An 18867-nucleotide genomic window follows, 5' to 3' on the forward strand; every position below is an offset into this window, starting at 1 on the left:
GAATATAGTTGTTTTCAGGAAGATAGGTGAACAAATATGTCCTTTATTGATGAAGAAAGTTATCGTATGAAACGTGCAGGAAAAAAGAAGCACAAAGGTATAGTTCTTTCAAGTATAGCGGGAACAATTGTAGGAGCTTCTTTATTTGCGTTTGGAGCGCCTTTATTTTCGAATTTTGCTGATACGCTTCCGCAAGCTGAAGCAAGCGGAAGTAATATGGCTGAAGCTCAAGGGATTAAACAGATTAGCTTTGTAGATGCTGTTGATCGTGCATCTGAAGCTGTTGTGGGTGTTATTAACATTCAACGAGATAACTTTTCAGAGGCAGATTCAGAGGCCGGTACAGGATCAGGAGTAATTTATAAAAAGACAGATGGTCAAGCTTATATTGTAACGAATAATCATGTTGTAGCTGGAGCGAATCGTATTGAAGTAAGTCTAAGTGATGGTAAGAAGGTTCCTGGAAAAGTATTAGGAACCGATGTAGTCACAGATTTAGCTGTATTAGAAATAGATGCAAAGCATGTGAAAAAAATAATTGAAATTGGCGATTCTAATACTGTTCGCAGAGGAGAGCCAGTCATTGCGATTGGAAACCCACTTGGACTGCAATTTTCTGGAACAGTTACACAAGGTATTATTTCAGCTACTGAACGTATTGTCCCTGTAGATTTAGATCAAGATGGACATTATGATTGGCAAGTAGAAGTGTTACAAACAGATGCAGCGATTAATCCGGGGAATAGTGGCGGTGCGCTTGTAAATGCAGCAGGACAATTAATTGGTATTAATTCAATGAAAATTGCTGCAAAAGAAGTAGAAGGAATCGGCCTTGCTATTCCGGTGACTAGAGCTGTTCCGATTATGAATGAACTTGAGAAGTATGGAAAAGTAAGAAGACCTTATATTGGGATTGAACTTAGGTCATTAAATGAAATTCCAAACTATTATTGGTCAAAAACATTACATTTACCAGGTACTGTAACAGAGGGAGTTTGTATTTTGGATGTGAAAAGTCCTTCGCCAGGTGCGGATGCTGGTTTAAGAGAACATGATGTTATTGTGGCGGTAGATGGAAAACCGATTCGCGATATTATTGGATTCCGTACGGCCTTATATGATAAGGAAATTAATGATAAAATGACTCTTACGTTTTATCGTGGTACAAAAAGAGTAACAACAACAGTGAAATTAGGCATTCAAAAGTATTAAAAACAGGAGGGCCTACCTCCTGTTTTCTATTGTAGAAAAGTGAGGTGTAGAAAATGAATTTACCTTGTTGTTTAGAACATGTTGAATTAGCGTTAGATATTATTGTGGATGAGTGTGAAGTCGCACCAGTTATCAACAATGTGGATAACTCGGGAAAAGAGAAAAAAACATGTGAATTTTGTCAAAATGAGGCGACATATGTTGTATCGAACACAGATTCTCACACAATATGTGGGTAGTATTTGTGGATATGTGGATAAGTTTTGTGGATAACATGTTTGTAAGGTGGAGGATACGTGTGAATATCTCGATTATTTCAATTGGGAAATTAAAAGAAAAATATTTGAAACAAGGTATAGCAGAATACTTAAAACGATTATCTGCATACGCAAAAGTAGAAGTAATTGAATTACCTGATGAAAAGGCGCCAGAAAATTTAAGTGAAGCAGAAATGTTAATTGTAAAGGAAAAAGAAGGTATACGTATACTCGATAAAATTTCTGATGACACGCATGTGATTGCATTAGCTATAGAAGGAAAGCAAAAGTCATCAGAAGAATTTGCGGTAAGTCTAGATCGCCTTGCTACATACGGAAAGAGTAAAGTCGCATTTGTAATTGGTGGATCACTTGGACTAAGCTCAGAAGTGATGAAGCGTTCAAATGAATCACTTTCTTTTTCAAAGATGACATTACCACACCAATTAATGCGATTAGTGTTGCTTGAGCAAGTCTATAGAGCGTTTCGGATTAATCGTGGAGAACCGTATCATAAGTAATGTATTCTATGTAAAACACTGATATTATCATATTTATTTTATTATGCCTATAATTGGAGGCTATGTGAATGGTAAGTGATCAGACGAGATATTCTAGACTCGCAAATATAACAAAAATAATAAATACGAAATTAGAACTACGTGACGTATTGCAGCGTGTGACAATGGCGATATCAGAGGAAATTGTTAGGTGCGATGCTGTTGGAATTTATTTACCCCAGGAAGATGGAACATTTAGAGGGTTTGCAGGAAAACCAGAGACTATAAATGGCGTAACGCTCGATACTCAAGTAATTGATCCTGAAATAGACTTACTGGCAAAAGAGGTTATTGAAACGAAAAAAACCATCTATATTCCTGATACCTCAAAGGATCATCGACCAGATCCGAGACCGGTTAATGCATTCAAAATTAAGTCCTTATTAGCTTTGCCTATCTCATTTGGGCAAGAGTTATTTGGTCTAGTTTTTTTATTTGATTATGGAATTCCGATGAACTTAACAGATTCAGAAATTCAAAGTGTTGAAGCTTATGTAAATATGGCTGCGGTTGCAATTCAAAACACAAATAATTTAAAACAAAAGGAAAACCTTATTGCTGAGAAGCAGCTGTTACTAAATGTTACACGTGATTTATCAATGTGTTCCTCGATACAGGAGAGTTTTGATAAATGCTTTTTTTATCTAGAACAGATTTTAGAGAGTAAAAATATGACTGCCCATCTTCTAGATCCGTTAGATAAAACAACAATTAAAACAACGAAATTAAGTAAGGGTTGTCATTGGACAGAAGCGGATTGGACAGAGAAAAGCTATGAAGCCAAGATTCAAGAAGTTATTCAAACAAAAAATATAGATAGTAAGGGTCTATTGATGATTCCATTGGTTTCAATTGGAGAAGTATTAGGGGTAATCGTCGTTGGCAAAGAAGGAAAAGCTCACAATTATGATCATTCTCAACTTCAACTAGCAAAATCTATCGTTGATGCCACAGCCCCTACGTTTTCGAATTTGTCATATATGGATCAACTAGAAAGTATAGTGGAAGAGCGAACGAGAGAGCTAGCTGCTGCTAATGAAAAAGTTACAAGTGTGATTGAATGTATTACGGATGGATTTTTTATTTTAAATAATAAATGGGAATTTACGTACGTAAATAAGCACCAATATTTTCCGCAAAGAAAAACAGCAAAAGATGTATTAGGAAAGAATATATGGGATGTTTTCCCGAGTGAAATCGACACAGTTATGTATAAGGAATTTCATCGTGCGATGTCAGAGCGAACTACAGTTCATTTCGAATTTCTTTCTACTGCAGATGAATATTGGCACGAAGTTATTGCATACCCGTATGATGATGGTATTTGTTGTATTTTTAAAAACATAACGGAAAAAAAGAAATATGAACAGGAATTGAAAAGATTATCCAACATAGATTTAATAGGGCAAATGGCAGCAGGTATCAGCCATGAAATTAGAAATCCAATGACAACAGTACTAGGATTTTTACAGTTATTAAAAGAAGAGAATACCTATGAGAAACATAATAAGTACTTTCATTTAATGATTGAAGAACTTAACCGTGCCAATTCTATTATTACTGAATTTCTCTCAATGGGTAATACAAGGAAATCGGATTTGCAGATGTTAGATTTAAATTCAATTATCCGCGATATTATTCCTTTAATAAAGATTGATACGTACAATCAAAATAAATATATTCAAGTCGATACAAATGACATTCCAGAATTACTTTTAAATCGTAATGAAATACGGCAATTATTAATGAATCTATATCGTAATGGCTTAGAAGCGATGAATACAGGGAAAGTTCTAACCATTAGCACTTACAAGAAAGGTCAAAATTGTGTGGTGCTTGCGGTGCGGGATCAAGGAAAAGGTATCAGGCCTGAAGTATTAGAGAAACTGGGTACGCCGTTTTACACGACCAAAGATAATGGAACTGGATTGGGGTTAGGTGTATGTTATGCTATTGCTGCCCGCCATAATGCAAAAATAGAAATTCAAACAGGATCGGAAGGCACTACCTTTTTTGTTAAATTTAATTATGAAAATAATAAAAAATAACCTTATTTAGAATAGTTACGATGAACCGTATCATAAATAAATTTATTCTTTGCATATAAAAGGATAAAAAGACCATTGGACAAAAATTACCGATGGTCTTTTAAATATTATTAGATGGTATGTAGATTTCCTAAAATAAGTATGTTTCTATTTCCATAAAAATATGCTGTAATATGAAGAGGAAAAAGTATAAGTAGTTAGAGAAGTGAGGAATTAAAGGTGAAGAAGTTTAAGAAGTTTTACTTGGAGATTACGAGTGTATGTAATCTTGCGTGTAGCTTTTGTCCGCCGACGGAAAGGCAGAAGCAATTCATTTCTGTGGAGGATTTTGCTAAAAGATTAGACCAAATTAAACCTCACACAGACTACATTTATTTGCACGTGAAGGGTGAGCCGTTGCTCCACCCGAAAATAGATCAACTATTAGACTTAAGTCATGAAAAAGGGTTTAAAGTTAATATTACAACGAACGGAACGTTAATTAATAAGAGAAGACATAGGCTGTTAAATAAGCCTGCGTTAAGACAAATGAATTTTTCACTGCATAGTTTTGATGGACATCCAGGTTCGCAAGATAAAGAGGGCTATGTAAGGAGTATACTTTCCTTTATTAGGGAAGCGACAAGTCAATCAGATTTAATTGTATCGTTAAGGTTATGGAATTTAACTCAGGATAATAAAACGAATGCTGAAATCCAGAAAAATAGAGAGTTATTATCTATAATTGAAAATGAATTTGATCTATCTTATCAAATTGAAGAGAAGCTTACACCAGGAAAAGGTATAAAAATTGCAGAACGTGTCTTTATTAATCAAGACTATGAATTCCAGTGGCCAGCATTACATGAAGAAGAGGATGATGGGAAAGGATTCTGTCATGGACTTCGTAATCAAGCGGGTATTTTAGCGAATGGAACAGTTATTCCTTGTTGTTTAGATGGTGAAGGGATTATTAACCTTGGGAATATTAATAATGATTCATTTTCTAACATTATCGAAGGTGAAAGAGCAACAAACATTGTCGATGGATTTTCGAAAAGAGTTGCGGTTGAAGAACTTTGCAGGAAATGTGGATATCGCAAACGGTTTGGGAAGTAAATATGAAATAAGCCCTCATAAAGCGAGGGCTTATTTTTTATACTTGATAAGAATGCTCTAATTTATCAATTAATGAACCAACGTAAGAAACAGCTTTACGGATTGCGTCTGGTTTTGACATATCTACTCCGGCATGTTTCATTGTACCACCAGCGATCAATAGCAGGTTGTCCTTCCTCTTTAATCATTTGAGCTACTGCAGTGGATGCAGTGTGTGCTGCCTTTTTTGTAGTATTTCTAGTAACGATTTACGGAAAGGTTCAAGTTTTGTTTCTTCAGTTAAATATTTTTCAATTGTTCCTTCGCCGAATATGAGGATTTCATTATGAATAAAGGATAGTGCAGTATGTACTTTCGTCCATAAAGCAGCAATTTTGGAAGAGTTCGCTTGAATACTTGGATTTGTACGATCAGTAGATTCTTTTAAATTTGCATATGAGTACAGTTTTGTTAACGTCATTAAAAGTTCTTCTTCTAAAAGTAGGCAATTTAATAAAGTGTGGGAGCTAGTATGTAAATGTCCTTTAAATGAATCAAGTTTCTGTATATCATTTTCCAATGCGTTTAATGCAGTATGCTATTCGGCATCAGAATTATACAAATCGGATAAATCCCATGTTAGTTCAGCAGGTACCTCTGCGCAATTAAGACGATTTTCTATTACATTTTTCAAGTCGTATATACTCCTTCTTAAGACTATCTAAAAATATAATGATAAAAAATTCAGTTAAATTAAATTTTTTTCATTTTTATATACAAAAAAGAAGGACAAGCATGAAAATACTTGTCCTTCAAGTTAATTTAAGAATTAATATACTTTGTCACCATTGAAAATCGAGTTTTTCACGACAACATAATCTACAGTACGAATAGCATCTAATTTTGTTCCACCAGCGTAAGAGATAGAAGATTGAAGATCTTGTTCCATTTCGATTAACGTATCTTCTAAAGAACCTTTATGCTCAACGAACATTTTCTTACCTTCAACGTTTTTCTTCTCACCCTTTTGGAATTCAGAAGCAGAACCGAAGTATTCTTTATAAAGTTTGCCATCTCTTTCAATTGTTTCCCCTGGAGACTCTTCGTGACCAGCGAATAGAGAACCGATCATGACCATAGTTGCCCCAAATCGAATAGATTTAGCTACGTCGCCGTGTGTACGAATACCACCATCAGCGATAATTGGCTTACTTGCAGCTTTTGCACACCAGCGAAGTGCAGCTAGCTGCCAACCACCAGTTCCGAAGCCTGTTTTAATTTTAGTAATACAAACTTTACCAGGTCCAATACCAACTTTTGTTGCATCGGCACCAGCATTTTCTAATTCTCTTACCGCTTCTGGAGTTCCAACGTTTCCAGCGATAACGAAGCTCTCTGGTAAATGTTTTTTAATATGTTGAATCATGTTGATCACAGCATTAGAATGACCGTGTGCGATATCAATCGTGATATATTCAGGTGTCAGTTGCTCAGCAGCTAATTGTTGTACGAATTCATATTCGTCCTCTTTTACACCAACGCTGATAGAAGCGATTAATCCACGTGATTGCATATCTCTAATGAATGAGATTCGTTTCTCTGGTTGGAAACGATGCATGATATAAAAGTAGTTATTCTCAGCTAAATAAGTTGCAATTCTTTCATCAATAATTGTTTGCATATTTGCAGGTACGACAGGTAATTTAAATTTATGTTTTCCTAAAGTGACAGTTGTATCACATTCAGAGCGGCTATTTACAATACATTTTGCAGGAATTAATTGAATATCTTCATAGTCGAATACGTTTTCCATCATTTACACCCCTAAAATACGAATATTTTATTTTTATTAATTAAAAATGTTCGTCCATAGGATAATTTACATTATTTTTATTAAGAAGTCAAAGAATTTCTTAACATTTTTTAAAAAAGTAGATTTTATATCTAAAAAACAACGTTAAAAACGAATTTAAAACGTTTTTTTATTTTTATTGTTCGTTTATGAAAAAGGTTGAAAAATTAAGATAATTATACAAGGTTGTATGTATTCTTTTTATTTTTTTGGAGTGGATGTAGGGTACTATGAAAAGGTTAATGCTAACAATACGAGCAAAAGATGTTATCAAGTAGTTGAACATTATATGAAATGATAAGGTTTATTTCTATATAAAAAGATGAATCTGGCATGATCCACCTTTTTATGTGAGGTTTCAAGTATAATAAGTAGGATGATAGTAATGTATACAAAAGATAAAAAAGAAAATAATACAAAATAAAATGAGGTTAATATATGAGTAAAAAAAGTTTTTCTGATTATAAACTAAGTACGGAAATCGTAAGGGCACTTACTGGGTTAGGATATAATCATCCAACAGAAGTACAAGGTGAGGTTATTCCAGTTGCATTAGAAAAGAAGGATCTTGTTGTGAAGTCCCAGACTGGAAGTGGAAAAACAGCTTCATTTGGTATTCCACTTTGTGAAATGGTGGAGTGGGAAGAGAATAAACCACAAGCATTAGTTTTAACACCAACGAGAGAGCTTGCGGTACAGGTAAAAGAAGATATTACAAATATAGGTCGATTCAAAAGGATTAAGGCTGCGGCAGTTTATGGGAAATCTCCATTTGCACGTCAAAAATTAGAATTAAAGCAAAAGACACATATTGTAGTTGGTACTCCTGGTCGTGTGTTGGATCATATTGAGAAGGGTACCCTTTCTTTAGAGTGTTTGAAGTATTTAGTTATTGATGAAGCAGATGAGATGCTAAATATGGGCTTTATCGATCAAGTAGAGGCAATTATTGATGAATTACCTACAAAAAGAATGACGATGTTATTTTCAGCAACACTTCCAGAAGATGTTGAGAAATTGTCTCGTACATATATGAATTCACCAATTCATATTGAAATTAAAGCAGCTGGGATTACGACGGATAAAATTGAACATACTCTTTTTGAGGTGATAGAAGACGAGAAGCTTTCACTACTTAAAGATGTAACAACGATTGAGAATCCTGATAGCTGTATTATTTTCTGTCGTACACAAGAAAATGTAGATCATGTATATAGACAATTAAAACGAGCTAACTATCCTTGTGACAAAATACATGGTGGTATGGTACAAGAAGATCGTTTTGAAGTCATGGATGATTTTAGAAAAGGAAAATTCCGTTATTTAGTAGCAACAGATGTAGCTGCGAGAGGAATTGATATTGATAATATTACACATGTTATTAATTATGATATTCCACTTGAAAAAGAAAGCTACGTACATCGTACTGGAAGAACGGGACGAGCTGGAAATAGTGGAAAAGCTATTACATTTATAACACCATATGAAAATAGATTTTTAGAAGAGATTGAGGAGTATATTGGATTTGAAATTCCAAAGGCAATTGGACCTTCAAAAGAAGAAGTTATGAAAGAGAAAGCTGCATTTGAAGAAAAGATACATGCTAAACCAATTATAAAGAAAGATAAAAATGCAGATATCAACAAAGGCATTATGAAGCTGTACTTTAATGGCGGGAAGAAAAAGAAAATTAGGGCGGTAGATTTCGTCGGTACAATTGCTAAAATTAAAGGTGTTACAGCAGAAGATATAGGTATTATTACGATACAAGATAATGTTTCTTACGTTGAAATATTAAATGGAAAAGGACCACTTGTCTTGAAAGTCATGAAGACTACAACGATTAAAGGGAAACAACTAAAAGTTCATGAAGCAATTAAGTAAATAAAAAACTATCCACTTTAATAGGTGGATAGTTTTTTATTTATGATTCTTTTAAATCATCCACTAGTTGCTCCGCTAAACGTCTATACATATTACTCATAGTCACGAAGGATGTTAGTAGTAGAAATTTTTCTAGCTTTGTATCTTCTAAGGAAGAAATCTCATTTACTTCTGTAACACGGTTATTTACGTCTTGTTTAAAGCTTTCGACATTGCTTTCAGTAAGAGCAAGATAATTTTTGTATAACGTATTTAATTCGAATGAATCATCATTTAATAAGGAGTCATTTATAGTTTCTAATGAACTTTTTATGTCGTTAATGGAGAGAGCTCCCTTTAATTGATAAATTAGGCTAATTAAAATCATATGCTCTTTTGAATACTTTTTATTTTTGATAGGGATGAATAGTTTCCCTTTTGCGTAATTATTAATCATCGTTTTTGTTAATACTTTTTCATCATCAGTTCTCGTTGTATCTGCATAAGTATTCTCAAATAGTTGGACAACTTGGTCTACATATAAGTCAACATTTGGAATATCCTCAAGTTTAATGTTTTTTTCTAAATGTAATGTCTTAAGTAATTCATTTATATTTTCCACGTAGAATCCCTCACTTTTATAACTTAGTGGAACTTAATGTTTAATATATCTTTAAATATGGTATTACGAAACAAATGAATTGTAAATGTTGACCTTAAAAAGAAATGTGTATATAATTACATGTAGTTATCAAAACTACATGTAATTATATGAGGGGTGTTATTATGAATACTTATGTAAGGGAACCAGTTAATGCATTTACTCACTTAGGTGGAGCGATATTATCATTTATTGCGTTATTAGCTATGCTTGTGAAAGTTTCTATCAAGATGCCATCATTTGCTGCAATTACAGCTGTTATTTTGTTTGGTATTGGAATGATGGTCCTTTATACGGCGTCAGCTGTATATCATAGTGTTGTGGCCAATGAACGTGTTATATACTTCTTTAGGAAGCTAGATCATTCTATGATTTTTATATTAATTGCAGGTACATATGCACCCTTTTGCTTAATTACATTAAATTCAGCAAGTGGTTTGCTATTATTTTGCTTAGTCTATGCAACTGCGATTTGTGGCATTGTATTTAAAATGTTTTGGTTTAATTGTCCAAGGTGGTTATCGACAGCAATTTATATTACGATGGGTTGGTTAATTGTTTTATTCTTTGCACCGTTAGCTGAGAATTTAAGTACAGGAGGCATTATTTTCTTAGTACTTGGGGGCATTTTTTATACAATTGGTGGATTTATTTATGGAACAAAGCCAAAATGGTTAGAGTTTAAATATATGGGGCATCATGAAATTTTTCATGTTTTTGTATTATTAGGTAGTCTTGCGCATTTTCTAAGTGTATATTGTTACGTAATTTAATAAAAAACGTCACATAATTTTTATTATGTGGCATTTTTTTATTACCTGATTAGAATCGTATATGTTATAAAATTATTATGGGATAAAATGTAAGTTTCTGTGTTCGCATGTTAAACATAGGATAAGAAATATGTGATATACTTTGAGAAGTTTATAATGAATGAAATATGGAGGACTATAATTATGGCAATACTTGTAACAGGTGGAGCAGGATATATTGGTAGTCATACATGTGTAGAATTACTAAATAGCGGTTACGAAGTTATAGTAGTGGATAACCTTTCGAATAGCTCGGTAGAATCTATAAATCGAGTAAAAGAAATAACAGGAAAACAATTTAAGTTTTATAAAGAAGATGTTTTAAATCGCGAAGCGCTTGACGCAATTTTTGAAGAAAATTCAATTGAAGCAGTTATTCACTTTGCAGGATTTAAAGCTGTAGGGGAGTCAGTAGCGATTCCATTAACATATTATCATAACAACATTACAAGCACGTTAGTGCTATGTGAAGTAATGCAGAAACATAATGTAAAGAAGATAATCTTTAGTTCATCTGCAACTGTATATGGTATCCCGGAAACGTCACCGATTACGGAGGAGTTTCCATTAAGTGCAACAAATCCATATGGTCAAACGAAATTAATGATTGAGCAAATTATGCGTGATGTAGCATTTGCAGATGCAGAATGGAGTATCGCATTACTTCGCTATTTCAATCCATTTGGTGCACACGAAAGTGGGCGTATCGGAGAAGATCCAAATGGAATCCCAAATAACTTAATGCCATATGTAACGCAAGTAGCGGTAGGTAAGTTAAAAGAATTAAGCGTATTCGGAAATGACTATCCAACGAAAGATGGAACAGGAGTCCGTGATTACATCCATGTTGTGGACTTAGCAAATGGTCACGTAAAGGCGCTTGAGAAAGTACTGAGTACAACAGGAGTAGATGCTTATAACCTGGGCACAGGCATGGGCTATAGTGTACTAGAGATGGTTGAAGCGTTTGAAAAAGTTTCGGGCAAGAAAGTTCCTTATAAAATTACAGAGCGTCGCCCAGGTGATGTGGCAGTATGTTTTGCTGATGCATCGAAAGCAAAGCGTGAATTAGGCTGGGAGGCAACACGCGGATTAGAAGAAATGTGTGCTGACTCTTGGAAATGGCAATCAAATAATAAAAATGGCTATTTAGAAGTTTAATGATGAATATAAAAAATGACCTTTGCATAAAAGCAAGAGGTCATTTTTTATATTCATTTTCTACTAAGTTTATTAGCGAACCTAGAAAAGAACGTTCGCTGTTTTAAATGATATGATTTTACAATATCTTATGCTAGAAGGTAGTAGAATGAGATAGAGTAATGTATTATTTTATTAATTTTTTATGGGAATTGAAAGCGTATTATTGAAATGTATTCCAACACTTGTATCATTGCTAGAGTACGTTTATAATCAAGGAATCCTAGTTCATGTTTTGATAGGATTATTTATTATTGAAAGCGTTTTAAGTTCACTCCTTTTTTTGAGGTAGGAGGTCTGACTTATTTAGGTGAAAAATTATGTATGTAGTTTTAAATGGGAAGAAAAATAATATAAGTATCATTTTATAGTGTGGGGAGGTTAAAAGTGTGAAAGGTAAAGATTTTCACACGAATATATATGGGTTATGTAGGATTATTACTTTCAGGAGCAGCTTTATTTTTAAATAGTCTTGTTATATTAGGGAAAGCAGAGATGAAAAGTGCGGGTGTTTTTAATTTATTTGTGGGTGCACTACAAATTATTATTCCGTTTTATTTGATTATGATTTCTGACCAAAGCAATTGGACAGTGTATTCATATGCGGCTACTTTCTTATTTGGATTAACTTATTTATATGTAGGTGTTACTTTTATAAAAGGAATGGATAGTAGTGGTCTAGGATGGTTTTGTATTTGGGTAGCAATTATAGCCTTATTCTATATGGTTGTTTCATTTGTTCAATTCCATGATGTTGTTAATGCGTTAACGTGGTTTATGTGGGCATTACTTTGGTATTTATTCTTTGTATTAAATACACAAAAGAAGAACATTAATCAATATCTTGGAAGGATTGCCTTCGTACAATCATGGGTAACATTGACTTTACCTTCACTCTTTTATTTTATGGGAGTGTGGGGAGAGGGATTCGTATATGAATTATGGGTTTATGTATCTGTAATTTCTATTTTATACTTCTGTTATTGTATTTATAAATATCGAGTACGTTAATATATTATCTGTATAAAGGCATGGAATCGTTAAACGAATTCCATGCTTTTTATATGTTAGCACTTATAATAGAGAGGTAGTATTTTACAATTTGCTAAAGTGGGGATGATGAAGTTGAAAAAAGTATTGGTGCTAGGGGGAACAAGATTTTTTGGTAAACATTTAGTAGAAGCACTTTTGCAAGAGGGGCACGATGTAACGATTGCGACGAGAGGAATTACGGAAGATTCTTTTGGCAGTAGAGTAAAAAGACTTATTGTAGATAGGGAAGATGAAAAACAACTAGCAGAGCGTCTAGGAGATAAAAGTTATGATATTGTATACGATAATTTATGCTATAGCTCGAATGCAGCGAAGGTAATATGTGAAGTGTTACGAGGGAAAACGAAGAAATATGTTATGACATCTTCAATGGCCGTCTATGAACCTGCCCTAAGCTTATCAGAAGAAGACTTTAATCCGTACGAGTATGCAATCGCGTATGGAGATAGGAATGACTTCAATTATGGTGAAGGAAAGAGATTAGCTGAAGCCGTTGTATTTCAACATGCAACATTCCCAGTCGTTGCAGTGCGTTTTCCAGTTGTTATTGGAGAAAATGATTATACGAAAAGGTTACAATTTTACGTTGAATGTATTGTGAACCAAAAACCTATCGTTGTGGATCATGTAGATGGAACTTTGTCATTTATACATGAAAAAGAGGCAGGAGAGTTTCTAGCTTGGTGCGGAATGGCAAATGTGAGAGGACCAATTAACGCCTGTAGTAACGGAGTAGTTTCTATGGAAGAAATTATTCATTTCATAGAAGAGAAGACAGGAATAAAAGCACTCATTCAGAAAGCTGGGGGAAATATAGCTCCTTATAATGAGGTAACTAACTGTACGTTACATAATGGAAAGGCTCGTGAATTCGGATTTTTGTTCCGAGAGCTGAAACTAGAAATAAAAAATATTTTAAAACATTATATAAATACAATGAAGTAATCATAAATCCCCCGGTGGCAATCCGGGGGATTCTGGAGGATTTCGACAATACTGATTTTACATTACCAAATTTACCTTATACGTACGACTAATGTTTTTGTGATTGAATTGCTTGTAAATACTTCTCGTTTACTTGGTCCCAGTTTACTGTATGCCACCAGTTGGTAACAAACTCTGGGCGCCTATTTTGATACTTTAAATAATAAGCATGTTCCCATACATCAATTACGAGTAAGGGGATTTTCCCTTCTTGCAAAGGCGTATCTTGATTTGGTGTACTCATAACAGAGAGTTCCTCACCGTCAAGAACAAGCCATCCATAGCCACTTCCAAAACGACTAATAGCTGCTTTGGAAAGTTGATCTTTTAAGTTGTCAAAGGTATTGAAATAATAATCAATTACTTTTGCAACGTCTCCATTAGGCTCACCGCCACCTCGTGGGCTCATCACTTCCCAAAAAAGACTATGACAATAGTGACCACCACCGTTATTTCGTACAGCTGTAACAATTTCCTTCGGTAAAGCATCTAAATTACATAGCAATTCTTCTAAAGATTTATTATGTAATTCAGTATAATTTTCTAAAGTAGCATTTAAATTGTTTACGTATGTCGCATGGTGCTTTCCATGATGAATGGCAAGTGTATTGCTATCAATATGTGGCTCTAGTTCATCATAGTCATATGAAAGCTTTGGCAATTGAAATGAAGACATAACATTCCCTCCTTTCGACTTAAAAAGTTGGTCTAGGTAAAAATACTTTACCTGAGTCAAAAATACACCCATTTTCCATATAAGTCAATAGTAATTCCATTAATTTTCTGAAAAATATTACAATAAAAGTAACACTCTCACTTTCATTTGTGACTCCTATCCTTTTTGCTTATACTGTAAAGTAGCAGGGTTTTGTTGAAATAGAAGGAGATTGTTTATGAGTAAAACGAAACAATTAATAGAGGAAGCAAGTAATTTTATTACGATTTGTTATAAGGAGCTTCATAAAGAACAATTGATAGAAGAACGTATAAAAGAAATTCAAATTGAGATAGAGAAGACAGGGACATATGAGCATACATTTGAAGAACTTGTTCATGGTTCACGAATGGCATGGCGTAACAGTAATAGATGTATTGGAAGACTATTTTGGAGTAAGATGCACATATTAGATGCGCGCGAAGTAAATGATGAAGAGGGTGTATATAATGCATTAATTCATCATATTAAATATGCAACGAACGACGGAAAAGTTAAACCAACCATTACGATTTTTAAGCAATATCAAGGTGAAGAAAATAATATAAGAATTTATAATCACCAATTGATTCGATATGCAGGATATAAAACAGAAACGGGAGTGATTGGTGATTCTCATTCCGCTACATTTACGGACTTTTGTCAGGAGCTTGGTTGGCAAGGAGAAGGTACGAATTACGATGTATTGCCACTTGTGTTTTCTATAGATGGAAAAGCGCCTATATATAAAGAAATTCCGAGAGAAGAAGTAAAAGAAGTGCCAATTGAACACCCGGAATACCCTATTTCATCACTTGGAGTAAAATGGTATGGTGTTCCAATGATTTCAGATATGCGTTTAGAAATTGGCGGTATTTCTTATACAGCCGCTCCGTTCAATGGATGGTATATGGGAACAGAAATTGGGGCGCGCAACTTAGCAGATCATGATCGTTATAATTTACTTCCGGCTGTTGCGGAGATGATGGATTTAGATACATCGAGAAACGGTACCTTATGGAAAGATAAGGCGCTAATTGAGTTGAATATTGCCGTACTACACTCCTTTAAAAAACAAGGAGTTAGTATTGTTGATCACCATACTGCTGCACAACAATTTCAGCAATTTGAGAAGCAAGAAGCTGCTTGTGGTCGTGTTGTAACAGGTAATTGGGTATGGCTTATTCCACCATTATCTCCAGCTACCACCCACATTTATCATAAACCGTATCCGAATGAAATTTTGAAGCCAAATTTCTTTCATAAATGATATTTAGTGTAGGTTTTTTCTGTGAAATATAATTTTTTTTAACTACTGTTATGTAGCAAATGGAAGCCTTTACTCTCGGTTATTTTTGGAAGAGGCTTTTTGAACCAAGGAGTTCCTTATGTTATAATCAAATTTCTGTTTCGAAGACCTTATAGAAATATAAGGTCTTTTGTTTTGCTTTTTTATGTAAGAGGAAGAGATTCTTTCTTTTTAATAAGGGATTTGGCATATTTTTAGGGACAACATAAGTATGTGGGAAGTCGATAAAATGTTATGCATATATAATTATTGTGTTTTGGTTTTAAACAATAAAACATAATAAAGTTGTTTTTTTAGATTGCTGAGGAAGGAGGAAGTGTAAATGAGGATGAAGAGTCGAAAAACTGATTGGCCTGTATTTATTATTAGTGGTGGTTCACTTTTATTATTTGTAATTGCAGTTTTTTTGAACAAGGATTATGTAGAGAGTGCGATTAATAAAAGTTTCGCTTTTTCAATTAAATATTTCGGTGCCTTCTGGCAAATTTTATTATTAGGTACATTTATTGTTGCGATGTGTATGGCGTTCTCCAAATATGGGAGAGTTAAGCTTGGAGGATTAGAAAAACCTGAGATTAGTACGGCAAAATGGCTTGCTATTATTATGTCTACATTACTTGCCGGAGGTGGCGTTTTTTGGGCAGCAGCAGAGCCAATGTATCATTTGATGACGGTGCCACCAATACATGATGGTATATCTGCTGGAACGAAAGAAGCAGTCATGCCTGCTTTAGCACAAAGTTATATGCATTGGGGATTTTTAGCATGGACGATTTTAGGTACAATTAGTGCGGTAGTTATGATGTATGGACATTATCATAAAGATATGCCGCTAAAACCTCGAACGCTTTTATATCCTATTTTTGGGGAGAAATTAAGAAAGAGCCTGCTTGGAACGATAATTGATGCAGCTGCAATTATTGCAGTAGCTGCAGGTACAATTGGCCCAATTGGATTTTTAGGTTTACAAGCAAGTTATGGATTACAAGAATTATTTGGAATTTCTGATGTGTTTACTACTCAATTAGCAATTATTGTTTGTGTGGTGGCCGTGTCTACCATATCGGCAGTAACAGGTATTGATAAAGGGATTCAAATTATAAGTAATTTAAATGTTAGATTAGCAATTGTATTAATGGCATTCATATTACTATTTGGGCCAGGTGGATTTATTATTGATTCGTTTGTTTCTTCGTTTGGATTTTATGTAAATGAATTTATACCGATGAGCACATATCGTGGTGATGCAAGTTGGTTAGGATCTTGGACAATCTTTTTCTGGGGATGGTTTATTGGATACGGACCAATGATGGCAATTTTAGTGAGTCGAATTTCAAGAGGGAGAACGATTCGAGAAATCATCGTTGCAATTGGAATTATCGCACCTATTATTACAACGTTTTGGTTTACTATATTAGGTGGATCAGGCGTGTTTTATGAGTTGATGAATCCTGGGTCTATCTCGGACGCATTAAGTGAATCTGGTATGCCGGCAGCTATGATTGCAATTACAGGACAATTGCCACTTTCTAATATTATTGGACCAGCATTTCTTTTATTAACAATTTTATTTGTAGTGACAACAGGGGATTCAATGGCGTATTCCATTTCAATGGCAGTGACTGGAGACGGAGATCCTAGAATTAGTTTGCGAATTTTTTGGTCGCTTATTATGGGCGCAGTTGCAGCAATTCTTTTATATATGGGTGAAGGAAGTATTAATGCGCTACAATCGTTTATCGTGGTGACGGCAGTTCCGGTATCAATTTTGTTATTCCCAATGCTATGGTTAGCGCCTAAAGTTGCGGGAGAATTAGCATTAAAACAAGGTATTGTAAAAGAAGAAGATAAAACTGCATTCTTATTTCAGAAGGCTAGTAAATCAAAATAAATAAAAACGTAAAAGAGGAAGCATCTTAAATGAGATGCTTCCTCTTTTACGTTTAATCTAATACTTTTCCCTTTGTTTCTGGTACACATAGTAGCATTGTAATTAACCCGATTGGGTAGATGATAAAAATCAAGGACATTGCTCCAAGTAGGTTGCCACCTGTAGCGAGTAAGCCAATAATAACAGGCCCAAATCCAGCTAACCCACGTCCTGTACCGAAAATAAAGTTTTCAGCGGTAGAGCGAGCTTCAGCAGGATAGTTTTCAGCTAAAATTGCTCCAAATCCTCCCATCATTCCATTTGCAAAGAATCCAAGCAATGCACTTCCCCATAATAATAATGTTGAATCTGTGAATAAGAAGAAGTAAATGAGACAGTATACTGTACCGCCAATATAATAGATTGCAAAAGTTTTACGGCGACCAATTTTATCAGCTAGAATACCAAAGATTGCAATTCCAATTAGCATACCGATGGTAGAAATGAACATCCAGCCACTTGCTTTTGCTAATGTATAGTTATATTTATTTGCTAAAATAGTGGGCATCCATGTGAAGATTCCGTAATATCCGAAGTTTTGGATGAACGACATAATAATAAGACCAATTGTTGTAATTGTTACTTTTTTATTGGCAAATAACTTTCGAAGTGGAAATTTTTTTATATGTTTTAGTTGTTCTGCTTCAGTAGTTGTTAATTTACCTGTAGCTTCTTTTTGCAACAGTTCCTTTTTGTAGCGTTGTTTTTGCTCCCATATTTTCGGTTCACTTAAACTTTTACGGACATAGACAGCTAGTAAAGCTGGAATTAATCCAAATAAGAAAACGGCTCTCCATCCAAAGTGTGGGACAATAAATGCTGGAAGGAGTGAAGCAATCAGTACACCAAATTGCCATCCAAGTGCAACAACAGATGTCGCTTTAGCTCGCATTTCTTTAGACCAGGTTTCTGTTACGATGGCCATTCCGATTCCGAATTCACCACCAACTCCCATTCCAACTAAAAAGCGCAGAATTAATAATTGCCAGTAGTCTGTTGCGAAATAAATGAGTGCGGTTGCTAGTGAAAACAGTAAGATTGTGAAGGCCATTGTACGAATACGGCCAAATAAATCAGCAATAAATCCAAATAAATAAGAACCAATTAACATCCCTATTGTGGTAGCTAATGTTAAGTTTCCACCTTCAACAGGACTTAAGTGAAACTCTTTTAAAATATAGACAAGTACGAAAGATAATAGCAACATATCTAAACCTTCTGCTGCATATCCTAGCGCAGAACCAAATAATGTTTTATATCTTTTCGCTTTCGTCTCCGCTGTTATTTGTTGTACATCAGTAGTGACGTTCATTATTACTCCTCCTTATTTTCTACAGTCGCTATGGAAGAATAAC

17 protein-coding genes and 1 pseudogene are annotated in these 18867 nt (G+C 34.4%); 12 read left to right on the forward strand and 6 right to left on the reverse strand.

Features of this window, described 5'->3' with window-relative positions; genetic code table 11:
• Positions 1-36: 36 nt before the first annotated feature.
• The 5 genes from ACS2CR_RS13990 to ACS2CR_RS14010 all read left to right on the forward strand — a co-directional run bounded on the left by ACS2CR_RS13990 (position 37) and on the right by ACS2CR_RS14010 (position 5175).
• Entirely contained in the window at positions 37-1212 is a 1176-nt protein-coding gene (locus tag ACS2CR_RS13990) for a S1C family serine protease (protein WP_153602651.1), read from the forward strand.
• A gap of 53 nt (positions 1213-1265) precedes the next feature.
• Positions 1266-1451 (forward strand): CxxH/CxxC protein, encoded by a 186-nt coding sequence (locus ACS2CR_RS13995; protein ID WP_001052831.1) that lies wholly within the window; start codon positions 1266-1268, stop codon positions 1449-1451.
• A gap of 59 nt (positions 1452-1510) precedes the next feature.
• Complete coding sequence (gene rlmH / locus ACS2CR_RS14000) at positions 1511-1990, forward strand: 23S rRNA (pseudouridine(1915)-N(3))-methyltransferase RlmH (RefSeq protein ID WP_001027003.1); 480 nt, start codon at positions 1511-1513, stop codon at positions 1988-1990.
• 68 nt (positions 1991-2058) lie between these two features.
• Positions 2059-4077 (forward strand): GAF domain-containing sensor histidine kinase, encoded by a 2019-nt coding sequence (locus tag ACS2CR_RS14005; RefSeq protein WP_053513685.1) that lies wholly within the window; start codon positions 2059-2061, stop codon positions 4075-4077.
• 219 nt (positions 4078-4296) lie between these two features.
• Positions 4297-5175, forward strand: a complete 879-nt coding sequence (locus tag ACS2CR_RS14010; RefSeq protein WP_000713633.1) for a radical SAM/SPASM domain-containing protein — start codon at positions 4297-4299, stop codon at positions 5173-5175.
• 37 nt (positions 5176-5212) lie between these two features.
• Here the strand turns inward: ACS2CR_RS14010 and ACS2CR_RS14015 are convergent, their stop codons facing one another.
• The 3 genes and pseudogenes from ACS2CR_RS14015 to guaC all read right to left on the reverse strand — a co-directional run bounded on the left by ACS2CR_RS14015 (position 5213) and on the right by guaC (position 6967).
• Positions 5213-5317, reverse strand: a complete 105-nt coding sequence (locus tag ACS2CR_RS14015; RefSeq protein WP_009327392.1) for an oligoendopeptidase F — start codon at positions 5315-5317, stop codon at positions 5213-5215.
• A 60-nt stretch (positions 5318-5377) separates the two neighbouring features.
• Positions 5378-5848: pseudogene (locus ACS2CR_RS14020) on the reverse strand (oligoendopeptidase F); the annotation flags it as partial.
• Positions 5849-5983: 135 nt separating this feature from the next.
• Positions 5984-6967 carry a GMP reductase gene (guaC, locus tag ACS2CR_RS14025; RefSeq protein WP_000432447.1) on the reverse strand — a complete coding sequence of 328 codons (984 nt, stop codon included), beginning with the start codon at positions 6965-6967 and terminating at the stop codon, positions 5984-5986.
• 477 nt (positions 6968-7444) lie between these two features.
• Between guaC and ACS2CR_RS14030 the strand changes: the two genes are divergently transcribed.
• Positions 7445-8890 (forward strand): DEAD/DEAH box helicase, encoded by a 1446-nt coding sequence (locus tag ACS2CR_RS14030; RefSeq protein ID WP_000039354.1) that lies wholly within the window; start codon positions 7445-7447, stop codon positions 8888-8890.
• A gap of 40 nt (positions 8891-8930) precedes the next feature.
• On the opposite strand, the gene ACS2CR_RS14035 is transcribed toward ACS2CR_RS14030, so the two are convergent.
• On the reverse strand, positions 8931-9491 hold the full coding sequence (locus ACS2CR_RS14035; RefSeq protein ID WP_000427884.1) for a DUF1836 domain-containing protein: 561 nt from the start codon (positions 9489-9491) through the stop codon (positions 8931-8933).
• Positions 9492-9655: 164 nt separating this feature from the next.
• On the opposite strand from ACS2CR_RS14035, the gene trhA reads away from it, so the two are divergent.
• The 4 genes from trhA to ACS2CR_RS14055 all read left to right on the forward strand — a co-directional run bounded on the left by trhA (position 9656) and on the right by ACS2CR_RS14055 (position 13540).
• A complete protein-coding gene (gene trhA, locus ACS2CR_RS14040) occupies positions 9656-10303 on the forward strand; it encodes a PAQR family membrane homeostasis protein TrhA (RefSeq protein ID WP_001099728.1) in 648 nt (215 codons plus the stop codon).
• A gap of 183 nt (positions 10304-10486) precedes the next feature.
• A complete protein-coding gene (galE, locus tag ACS2CR_RS14045; RefSeq protein ID WP_000996548.1) occupies positions 10487-11503 on the forward strand; it encodes a UDP-glucose 4-epimerase GalE in 1017 nt (338 codons plus the stop codon).
• Between the two features lie 459 nt (positions 11504-11962).
• Positions 11963-12553: an AmiS/UreI family transporter gene (locus ACS2CR_RS14050; protein ID WP_000542569.1), complete on the forward strand. Its 591-nt coding sequence runs from the start codon at positions 11963-11965 to the stop codon at positions 12551-12553.
• Between the two features lie 105 nt (positions 12554-12658).
• A complete protein-coding gene (locus ACS2CR_RS14055; RefSeq protein ID WP_033668094.1) occupies positions 12659-13540 on the forward strand; it encodes an NAD-dependent epimerase/dehydratase family protein in 882 nt (293 codons plus the stop codon).
• 88 nt (positions 13541-13628) lie between these two features.
• Here ACS2CR_RS14055 and sodA read toward each other — a convergent pair whose 3' ends face one another.
• Positions 13629-14255, reverse strand: coding sequence for a superoxide dismutase [Mn] (gene sodA / locus ACS2CR_RS14060; protein ID WP_000094035.1), 627 nt, complete (start codon positions 14253-14255; stop codon positions 13629-13631).
• Between the two features lie 217 nt (positions 14256-14472).
• Here sodA and ACS2CR_RS14065 point away from each other — a divergent pair, with 217 nt between their 5' ends.
• Together ACS2CR_RS14065 and ACS2CR_RS14070 are read left to right on the forward strand one after the other, a co-directional pair.
• Positions 14473-15543, forward strand: coding sequence for a nitric oxide synthase oxygenase (locus tag ACS2CR_RS14065; RefSeq protein ID WP_000047625.1), 1071 nt, complete (start codon positions 14473-14475; stop codon positions 15541-15543).
• A 361-nt stretch (positions 15544-15904) separates the two neighbouring features.
• Positions 15905-17473 (forward strand): BCCT family transporter, encoded by a 1569-nt coding sequence (locus tag ACS2CR_RS14070; protein ID WP_001242440.1) that lies wholly within the window; start codon positions 15905-15907, stop codon positions 17471-17473.
• A gap of 52 nt (positions 17474-17525) precedes the next feature.
• Here ACS2CR_RS14070 and ACS2CR_RS14075 read toward each other — a convergent pair whose 3' ends face one another.
• Entirely contained in the window at positions 17526-18824 is a 1299-nt protein-coding gene (locus tag ACS2CR_RS14075; protein WP_001103404.1) for an MFS transporter, read from the reverse strand.
• Positions 18825-18867: the final 43 nt, after the last annotated feature.

It is taken from the genome of Bacillus cereus group sp. BceL291 (assembly GCF_051776705.1).
Taxonomy (GTDB): Bacteria; Bacillota; Bacilli; order Bacillales; family Bacillaceae_G; genus Bacillus_A; species Bacillus_A cereus.